This is a genomic window from Micromonospora sp. DT4, assembly GCF_049841675.1.
Lineage (GTDB): Bacteria > Actinomycetota > Actinomycetes > Mycobacteriales > Micromonosporaceae > Micromonospora.
Map to the genome: position 1 here is coordinate 57,279 of NZ_JBNCKT010000020.1, position 7,959 is coordinate 65,237.

5 protein-coding genes and 1 pseudogene are annotated in these 7,959 nt (G+C 68.9%); all 6 read left to right on the forward strand.

What is annotated here, in order from left to right; genetic code table 11:
• Position 1 precedes the first annotated feature (1 nt).
• Positions 2-979 carry an ABC transporter permease gene (locus ACLQ24_RS09125; protein WP_425890374.1) on the forward strand — a complete coding sequence of 326 codons (978 nt, stop codon included), beginning with the start codon at positions 2-4 and terminating at the stop codon, positions 977-979.
• 10 nt (positions 980-989) lie between these two features.
• Positions 990-2,207: a substrate-binding domain-containing protein gene (locus ACLQ24_RS09130; protein WP_425890376.1), complete on the forward strand. Its 1,218-nt coding sequence runs from the start codon at positions 990-992 to the stop codon at positions 2,205-2,207.
• 6 nt (positions 2,208-2,213) lie between these two features.
• Entirely contained in the window at positions 2,214-3,065 is an 852-nt protein-coding gene (locus ACLQ24_RS09135; protein WP_425890377.1) for a sugar phosphate isomerase/epimerase family protein, read from the forward strand.
• 106 nt (positions 3,066-3,171) lie between these two features.
• Positions 3,172-5,568 carry an RICIN domain-containing protein gene (locus ACLQ24_RS09140; RefSeq protein ID WP_425890378.1) on the forward strand — a complete coding sequence of 799 codons (2,397 nt, stop codon included), beginning with the start codon at positions 3,172-3,174 and terminating at the stop codon, positions 5,566-5,568.
• 178 nt (positions 5,569-5,746) lie between these two features.
• Positions 5,747-5,959: pseudogene (locus tag ACLQ24_RS09145) on the forward strand (RICIN domain-containing protein); the annotation flags it as partial.
• 250 nt (positions 5,960-6,209) lie between these two features.
• Entirely contained in the window at positions 6,210-7,886 is a 1,677-nt protein-coding gene (locus tag ACLQ24_RS09150) for a glycoside hydrolase family 27 protein (protein WP_425890379.1), read from the forward strand.
• Positions 7,887-7,959 lie beyond the last annotated feature (73 nt).

Genomic DNA, 7,959 nt, shown 5'->3' on the forward strand with positions numbered 1-7,959 from the left:
CATGCGGGTCGCCGAGCGTCGTCCGCTCACCCTGCGGATCCGTCCCGACGGGATCGCGCCGATCGCTGCGCTCCTGGCGGTGCTGCTGATCCTCATCGCGTTCGTCCAACCCGACTTCCTCGCCCCCGGGTCGCTGATGTCGTTCCTGGGTCGTTCCGCGCCGATCATCCTGCTCGCCGCCGGTCAGTACTTCGTGATCGTCAGCGGGGAGTTCGACCTCTCCGTGGGTTCCCTGGTCACGGCGCAGGTCGTCGTCGCCGCCCGCCTCATCGACAGCGAGCCGTCGCACACCTGGCCGGTCGTCGCGCTGCTGCTCGTCGGCGGCGCGTTCGTCGGGTTGGTCAACGGCGTGGTCACCACGGTGCTGCGGGTGCCGTCCTTCATCACCACCCTCGGCATGTTCTTGATCCTCGTGGGCGCCGTCTACCTGTGGTCCGACGGCGCACCGAAGGGCGGCCTCTCGGAGGAGTTCCGCCGGTTCGGTCGACGGGCGATCGAGGACGTACCGCTGCTCGGCCGGATTCCGTACGCGCTGCTCGTCCTGGTGGTCGTCGCCGCGATCGCCGTGGCGCTGACGCGCTCGGACTTCGGCCGCACGCTCGTCGCGGTCGGGGACAATCCGCGCACCGCCGAGCTGAGCGGCGTACGCGTCGGGCTCACCAAGACGATCGCGTTCGTGCTCAGCGGTGTCGCGGCGGCGATCGCGGCGATCCTGCTCGGCGGGTACAGCGGAGTGTCGTTCCAGGCCGGCGTCGGCCTGGAGTTCGGGGCGATCACCGCCGTCGTGCTCGGTGGGGTCGCCCTCGGCGGCGGTCGCGGCTCGGTCGTCGGGGCGATGCTCGGTGCCCTGACGCTCGAGACGCTCTTCGCGCTGATGAACTTCATCGGCGTCTCCGGTGCCCTCAGATCGACCGTCCAGGGCGCGATCATCCTGCTCGCCGTGGCGGTCTCGGCTTCGCGTTCCTCCTCCTCAAGATAAAGGTGATTCGATGAGACGATCCATGACCGCCATGACCGCCCTGGCCGCCCTGGCCGCCCTGGCCGCGGTGGGCGTGCTGGCGCTGGCCACCGCCGGGTGTGCCACCGACGAGCCGGCCGCGTCCCCGTCCGGCAGCGCGTCCGCCGGCGCCGGGTCGGGCACCGGGGAGCAGTCCAAGTTCTTCGTGCAGGCCGACTACGACAACGAGTTGGCGCTGCTCGACGCCGCACCGACGGGCCCGGCCGAGAAGCCGTGGGAGCAGGTGCTCAACCCGAAGATGGTGGACACCGCGAAGTTCAAGAAGGCCGGTCCGCACAAGATCTGCTTCTCCAACGCGGCGCTGAACAACCCGTGGCGGCAGGTCGGGTTCAAGACCATGCAGGCCGAGGTCGAGGCGCAGCGTTCCCGCATCAGCGAGTTCGTACACGTCGACGCCGAGGGCAAGGACCAGAAGCAGATCGCCGACATCAACGATCTGCTCGGCAAGAAGTGTGACGCGCTCATCGTGTCGCCGAACACCACCGCCACGCTCACCCCGGCCGTCGAGGCCGCCTGCAAGGCCGGCCTGCCCGTGGTCGTCTTCGACCGCGGCGTCAACACCACCTGCCCGGTGACGTTCATCAACCCGGTGGGCGGCTACGGCTTCGGCCACGTGGGTGCGGAGTTCGTCAGCCAGAAGATGAAGCCCGGCGGCAAGCTGCTGGCCCTGCGCATCCTGCCCGGCGTCGACGTGCTGGAGACCCGCTGGTCCGCCGCGAAGATCGCACTGGACAAGGCGAAGGTCGACGTCGTCGGCGTGGAGTTCACCGACGGCGACCCCGCGAAGACCAAGAAGATCGTGAACGACTACATCCAGCGGTACGGCACGATCGACGGGGTCTGGATGGACGCCGGAGCGGTCGCCGTGGCGGCGGTCGAGGCGTTCCAGGATGCCGGCAAGCCCGTACCGCCGATGAACGGCGAGGACCAGCTCGACTTCCTGAAGCTGTGGAAGGACAAGAAGCTCACCGCCATCGCGCCGACCTACCCGACGTACCAGTGGCGGACGCCGATCATCGCCGCGCTGAACATCCTCGACGGGACCCAGGTCTCCAACCCGTGGAAGCTGCCGCAGCCCACGGTCACCCAGGACAACCTGGACCAGTACCTGGACGCGAGCATGCCGCCGCTGCACTACGCGATGTGCGGCTGCCGCGACCTGCCCGGCTATCCGCAGCGCTGGAAGTAGGTTGCGGTGTACGCCATCGGCGTCAACCCCTGGGTGTGGGCATCGCCGGTCGACGACGAGGCCCTCGCCCGGCTGATCCCGCGGATCGCCTCCTTCGGGTTCGACGCGGTCGAACTGCCGATCGAGCAGCCCGGCGACTGGGATCCGGTCCGCACGCGGGACCTGCTGGCCGCGCACGGCCTCGTCGCGGCCGGGATCTGCGCGGTCACCCCGCCCGGGCGGGACCTGGTGGATGCCACGCCGGCCGTCGTCGAGTCGACTGTCGCGTACCTCATGGGGTGTGTGGCGAACGCGGCGGCGGTCGGCGCGCCCTGCGTCGGCGGCCCGGTGTACGCGGCGGTCGGCCGTACCTGGCGGATGTCGGCGGCGGCCCGGGCGGCCTGCTACGCCGACTTCCGGCAGGCTCTCGCGCCGGTCGCCGACCGGGCCGGCGAGTACGGCGTGAGCATCGGCGTCGAGGCGCTGAACCGCTACGAGACGAGCGTGGTCAACACCGTCGAGCAGACGATCGAGCTGATCGACGGCCTACCCCCGAGCGTCGGCATCATGATCGACACGTATCACATGAACATCGAGGAGGCCGACCCCTACGCGGCCCTCGCGCTGGCCGGCCCACACATCAAGCACGTCCAGGTCAGCGGCACCGACCGGGGCGCTCCCGGTGCGGACCACTTCGACTGGCCCCGCTTCTTCTCCGTCCTGCGGGGCACCGGCTACCGGGGCGCGGTCTGCATCGAGTCGTTCACGGCCGACAACGCGACCATCGCCACCGCGGCGTCGATCTGGCGGCCCCTGGCCCCCTCCCAGGACCGCCTCGCCGTCGACGGCCTGCACCACCTACGGAAGGTCGTCGCCTGACCCGGCGCCGGCACGTCCACGTTGTTAGCGCTAACGCCCGCAGGTCACCCTCCGAACCCGCCTCGCCGAGGCGTCCCCCACCCCCACCACCACAGGAGACCGTCCCGTGTCCGTCTCATCCATCCCCGTGGCGCGCAGGCTCCTCGCCGGCGCCGCCACGGCGGCACTGACCGCCCTGGTCGCCGTGACCGCCTCGGCCACACCGGCCTCCGCGGCGACCACCACCCTCTACGCGTCCCCGTCCGGCAGCGGCAGCACCTGCTCCACCAGCCAGCCATGCTCGCTGGCCGGCGCGCAAGCCGCGGTACGGACGCTCAACAGCTCCATGTCCGGCGACATCGTCGTGGAGCTGGCCGACGGCGCGTACCGACTCACCTCACCGCTGCGGCTGACCGCCGCCGACTCCGGCACCAACGGCTACCAGGTGATCTGGCAGGCGGCCGCCTCGGCCCGCCCGACGATCAGCGGCGCGCGGGCGGTCACCGGGTGGTCGCTCGTCGACTCCGGGAAGAACATCTGGCGGGCCAGCGTCCCCGCCGGGCTGGACAGCCAGCAGCTCTACGTCAACGGCGCCATCGCCACCCGGGCGCGTACCGCCCTCAACCGCGCCGACTTCACCTTCACCACGACCGGCATGCGGTTCAGCAACAGCGCGCTGAGCTACCTGAACAACGTCGGTAACCAGAACCGGGTCGAGGTGGAGAGCGTCGGCTCGTTCACCGACCGGTACTCGCCCGTGCAGAGCATCAGCGGGAACTTCCTGACGATGCAGCAGCCGGCCTGGAACAACAACACGTTCGGCTTCGACACCCTGTCCCGCCCGCACCGGGCCGGCCCGTTCTACCTGGCGAACGCGTACGAGTTCCTCGACTCGCCGGGGGAGTGGTATCTGAATCCGGGTAGCGGACAACTCAACTACATCCCGCTCTCCGGGCAGAACATGAACAGCGTGAGCGTGGAGTTGCCGCAGGTGCAGTCACTGGTCAGCGTGGGTGGCACGTACGACGCGCCCGCGCACCACATCTCGTTCAGCGGCATCACCTTCACCGGCACCAGCTGGCTCGGCCCGAGCAGCAGCAACGGTTTCGCCGACCAGCAGACCGGCGCGCACATCGTCGGCACCTGGGCCCGTCCGTCCGACGCGTTGACCTCCTGCCAGGAGGGCTGCCCGCTGTTCGAGGCCACCCGCCCGAGCTGGGCCCAGATGCCGGCCGCCGTGCAGGTCTCCGCCGCCAACACCATCTCCTTCAGCGACTCCCAGTTTGTCAACCTCGGCCAGACGGCCATCGGCATCGGCAACGACGCCAACGCCCACACGAGCGGTGTCGGCCTGGGCACCAGCAACATCACGGTCACCGGCTCCGAGATCGCCCGCAACTCGGCCGGCGGCATCGTGGTCGGCGGTGTGCGCGCCGACGCCCACCACCCCGGCGACCAGCGGATGGTCAACCGGAACGTCACCATCAGCAACAACCGGGTGCACGACCTGGGTGTGGAGTACCGGGGTGTGGTGTCGATCCTGACCACCTACGTCAACACCTCGCTGGTCTCGCACAACGAGGTCTACAACATGCCGTACACCGGCTTGTCGGTGGGTTACGGCTGGGGCGCCAACGACGCCGGTGGCAGCAACCACTACGCCAACCGTGGCCTCTACAACTACCAGCCCCGCTACTCGACGGCCACCACCGCCGCGAACAACCAGGTCGTCGGCAACTACGTGCACGACGCGATGCAGCAGATGACCGACGGGGGCTGCATCTACACGCTCTCGGCGAACCCGGGTGGGGCCATCAACCAGAACTACTGCCTGCGTACCAACGGCTGGTTCGGGCTCTACTTCGACGAGGGCTCGCGCTACTACACCGCCCGCAACAACGTGTTCTCCTCCACCGGCACCTGGGCCACCGCGAACTATTACTACGCGGAGAACATGGGCAACTTCACGGTCACCAACAACTGGTCGACCAACGGCAGCACCAACGTGACCAACGGGGACCGCGGCAACGTCGTCAACAGCAACGTCACGGTCTCCAACGGGAGTTGGCCGTCGGGCGCGCAGTCCGTGATCGCCGCGGCCGGTGTCCAGAGCGGCGGCAGCACCAACCCGCAGAACGTGCAGCTCGTCGGCGTCCAGTCGGGTCGCTGCGCCGAGATCGGAAACTCCAGCACCACCAACGGGACGCAGGCCCAGCTCTGGGACTGCATCAGCGGGGCCGCCAACCAGCGGTGGACCGCCACCGCGAGCCGGCAGCTCATGGTGTACGGCAACAAGTGCCTGGACGCCTCCGGCCAGGGCACCAGCAACGGCACCACAGTGGTGATCTGGGACTGCAACGGCCAGGCCAACCAGCAGTGGAACGTCAACGCCAACGGCACGATCACCGGCGGACAGTCGGGCCTCTGCCTGGACGCGAACGGCGCCGGAACGGCGAACGGCACGAAGCTCATCCTCTGGTCGTGCAACGGCGGCACGAACCAGCAGTGGCAGTTGCGTAGCTGACGTGGGCTCACCCCGGCCGGCCGCACCCCGGCCGGGGCTCCCCGGTCGCGGGCATCCGCGAGAACGCTGCCCGCCATCGATGCCGGCCATTCACCTGCGGATGTGTTAACGCTAACCCGTAGAGGGTACGCCTGCCCCGCTCAGGCGTACCCGCAGCAAGGGAGTGAATCGCTGGACCAACGGGTGCACCGCGCAGAACCCGCGGGAGCCGGCGGCGGGCAGCCGCACGCACATCACCACCGCCTACTCCGGGTGCCGCGCCGGGTATCCGGTGCAGTGGGCCGCGTTCGACAACGGTCACCTGCCGGGGCCGGTGGACGGGACGTACGCCGAGAGTGGCAGCGCCACCTGGACCAAGGGTGAGGTCTGGCGGTTCTTCGCGCGGCTCTAGATCCTTCTGCCGCGGGGGCGGTCCCCGTCGGTCACTCGTGGCCGCCGGGGGCCGCCCCTGGCTCGCCGAGGGCTGGTGAGGCCCCGGTCGCCGAACTGCCAAGACATGGAAGCAGTTGAATTTGACGAAACGGCTCCGTAATATGACCGGCGTCTGCTGTTAACGCTAACAGTGGACGTGCTCATGACGATGCCCGCCTCATCCGGGCGGCCGTCCCCCGTGGATGGCACTATCGAAAGGACGCTCCCGTATGAAGCGAACCGTCCGAGCCCGCCACTGGGGGCGGGCAGCCGCGGCCGGGCTGCTCGTGGCCGCAGCCCTCGTCGGTCTACGTGCGCCCGGAGCCCAGGCGCTGGACAACGGCGTCGCCCGGACACCCCCGATGGGGTGGAACAGCTGGAACTCGTTCGGTTGCAACATCAGCGAGGGGCTGATCCGGCAGACCGCCGACGCGATGGTCAGCAACGGAATGCGCGATCTCGGCTACCAGTACGTCGTGGTCGACGACTGCTGGTTCAACCCGAACCGCGACAGCGCCGGCAACCTCCAGGGCGACCCGACCCGCTTCCCCAGTGGGATGAAGGCGCTCGGCGACTACCTGCACGCCCTGGGGCTGAAGTTCGGCCTCTACCAGGTGCCGGTCGACAAGACCTGTGCCCAGTACTTCAACAGCTATCCCGGCGCGACCGGCAGCCAGGGCCACGAGGCCCAGGACGCCCGGCAGTTCGCCGCCTGGGGCGTCGACTTCCTCAAGTACGACTGGTGCTCGCCGAACGGCAGCATCAACGACCAGGTCACCACGTTCGCGAAGATGCGGGACGCGCTGGCCGCGACCGGCCGGCCGATCGTCTACAGCATCAACTCCAACAGCATCCACGCCAAGACCGGTCCGCAGCGCAACTGGGGCGACGTGGCGAACATGTGGCGGACCACCGAGGACATCACCAACGCGTGGGACACCGGGCAGACCAACGGTTACCCGATGGGCATCCAGAACATCATCAACGTGACCGTTCCGATGGCCTCGTACGCGCGTCCGGGTGGGTTCAACGACCCGGACATGATGGAGGTCGGCCGCGGTGGCATGAACGACACCGAGATGCGCAGCCACTTCGCGATGTGGGCGATCATGGCGTCGCCGCTTATCGCCGGCAACGACGTCCGCAACATGAACTCCGCGACGCAGACGATCCTCAAGAATGCCAACCTGATCGCCATCAACCAGGACTCCCTCGGGTTGCAGGCCAGCCAGGTGTCGTTCGACGGCACGCGCCGCGTGCTGGCCAAGCGGCTGGCCAACGGTGACGTCGCGGTCGCCCTGCTCAACCAGGGCGGTTCGACGACGACGATCTCCACCACGGCCGCCGCCGTCGGCAAGTCCGGCAGCTCCTTCACCCTGGTGGACGCCTGGAGCAACAGCACCAGCACGAGCACCGGTTCCATCTCCGCCAGCGTCCCGGCCCACGGCACGGCGGTGTACCGGGTCAGCGGCGGCAGCAGCACCCCGCCGCCGACCACGCCCCCACCGACCACGCCCCCGCCGTCGACCACTTCGTTCGCGCTGGCCAGCGCGGCATCCGGTCGCTGCCTGGACGTCCCGCAGAGCAACACCACCAACGGCACCCAGCCGGTGATCTGGGACTGCAACGGAGCGGCCAACCAGCGGTGGACGTCCAGCGGGCAGACCCTCCAGTCACTCGGCAAGTGCCTGGACGCTCCCACCAACGCCGCAGCCGGCAGCAAGGTCCAGATCTGGGACTGCAACGGCGGCGCCAACCAGCGGTGGACGTTCAACTCGAACGGCACGATCAGCGGGGCACAGTCCGGCCTCTGCCTCGACGTGAACAACAACGCGACCGCCAACGGCACCACGGTGCTCCTGTGGACCTGCACCGGGGCCGCCAACCAACGCTGGACACAGCGCTAGGGCCTGTCTTGTGGATCATGGTTGGTGGGGTAGGAACATCACGGGTGTCCGGAGTGTTACCCGAGCGCTATGT

Bases quoted from the DNA above. Each gene is read 5' to 3' on its own strand.
- ACLQ24_RS09125 (WP_425890374.1), top strand. From the start codon at position 2: ATGCGGGTCGCCGAGCGTCGTCCGCTCACCCTGCGGATCCGTCCCGAC.
- ACLQ24_RS09130 (WP_425890376.1), top strand. From the start codon at position 990: ATGAGACGATCCATGACCGCCATGACCGCCCTGGCCGCCCTGGCCGCC.
- ACLQ24_RS09150 (WP_425890379.1), top strand. From the start codon at position 6,210: ATGAAGCGAACCGTCCGAGCCCGCCACTGGGGGCGGGCAGCCGCGGCC.